The organism is Prevotella sp. LCP21S3_D2, from assembly GCF_052118345.1.
Classification (GTDB): domain Bacteria; phylum Bacteroidota; class Bacteroidia; order Bacteroidales; family Bacteroidaceae; genus Prevotella.
On the sequence record NZ_JBQKHJ010000064.1, the window covers coordinates 1 to 1,535 of the forward strand.

The 1,535-nt window shown below is 44.0% G+C and carries 1 protein-coding gene; it reads left to right on the top strand.

The genetic code is table 11. The annotated features are described in order from the left end of the window. The first annotated feature begins 137 nt into the window (after positions 1 to 137). Positions 138 to 1,427, top strand: coding sequence for an IS1380-like element IS612 family transposase (locus ACTQ16_RS16560; protein ID WP_005814044.1), 1,290 nt, complete (start codon positions 138 to 140; stop codon positions 1,425 to 1,427). Positions 1,428 to 1,535 lie beyond the last annotated feature (108 nt).

The window sequence follows — 1,535 nt, forward strand, 5'->3', positions numbered from 1 at the left end:
CCTTAATTCCGCAACACTATAATTTAACTTTATTTATAAGTTCCTGAGCAACAAAAAGTTGCCCAGGATTTTGCCATGTCAGAATTTTCACTTATCTTAGTGTTGCAAAAAGAAAACAAGCAAAACTCTAATATGACATGGCAAAAATACAAATTAAATCTGAGAAACTCACACCTTTTGGAGGAATTTTTTCAATCATGGAGAAATTTGACTCCATGCTTTCACCCGTTATCGACTCAACACTGGGTCAGAGATGCAGCAGTATCTTCGGATATCAGTTCAGCGAGATAGTCCGTTCGCTGATGAGCGTTTATTTCTGTGGCGGCTCATGCGTGGAAGATGTAACGTCACAACTGATGCGCCATCTCTCGTATCATCCTACCCTTCGTACATGCAGCTCTGATACCATCCTCAGAGCCATCAAGGAACTGACACAGGAAAACATCTCCTATACTTCCGACCAAGGCAAGACCTATGATTTCAATACTGCAGACAAACTCAACACATTGCTTATAAACGCTTTGGTTTCTACAGGCGAGTTGAAGGAAATTGAGGAATACGATGTTGACTTTGACCATCAGTTCCTTGAAACGGAGAAGTATGATGCAAAACCGACCTACAAAAAGTTCCTCGGCTACAGGCCTGGCGTATATGTTATCGGTGACAAGATAGTCTATATCGAGAACAGCGATGGTAACACGAATGTGCGTTTTCATCAGGCAGACACCCATAAGAGATTCTTCGCTCTTCTGGAATCCCAGAACATCCGTGTAAATCGCTTCAGGGCAGACTGCGGTTCCTGCTCGAAGGAAATCGTCAGTGAGATAGAGAAGCATTGCAAACATTTCTACATCCGTGCCAACCGATGCAGTTCGCTCTACAATGACATCTTTGCTCTGAGAGGATGGAAGACGGAGGAGATTAACGGCATCCAGTTCGAACTCAATTCCATTCTCGTTGAGAAATGGGAAGGCAAGTGCTATCGTCTTGTCATCCAGAGACAAAGACGCAACAGTGGCGACCTTGACCTGTGGGAAGGCGAATACACTTACCGTTGTATTCTGACCAACGATTACAAGTCATCGACAAGGGACATTGTTGAATTCTACAATCTGCGTGGCGGCAAGGAACGTATCTTTGACGACATGAACAACGGATTCGGTTGGAGCAGGCTCCCCAAGTCATTCATGGCGGAGAATACTGTCTTTCTTCTGCTTACTGCATTGATACACAATTTCTACAAGACCATCATGAGCAGGCTTGACACCAAGGCTTTTGGGCTCAAGAAAACGAGTCGCATAAAGGCTTTTGTCTTCAGATTCATCTCCGTACCTGCCAAGTGGATCATGACTGCAAGGCAATACGTGCTGAATATCTACACAGAGAACCGAGCTTATGCAAAACCCTTCAAAACAGAATTCGGATAAGAATCCTTTCTTTCCGGTTTGAATCTGCGTATTACCTCAAGTCGCATCGTGGGGTAAGGGGATGGTGGCTACATATTGATGTTGTGCTGTTGCTTTTTACTGAAAGCT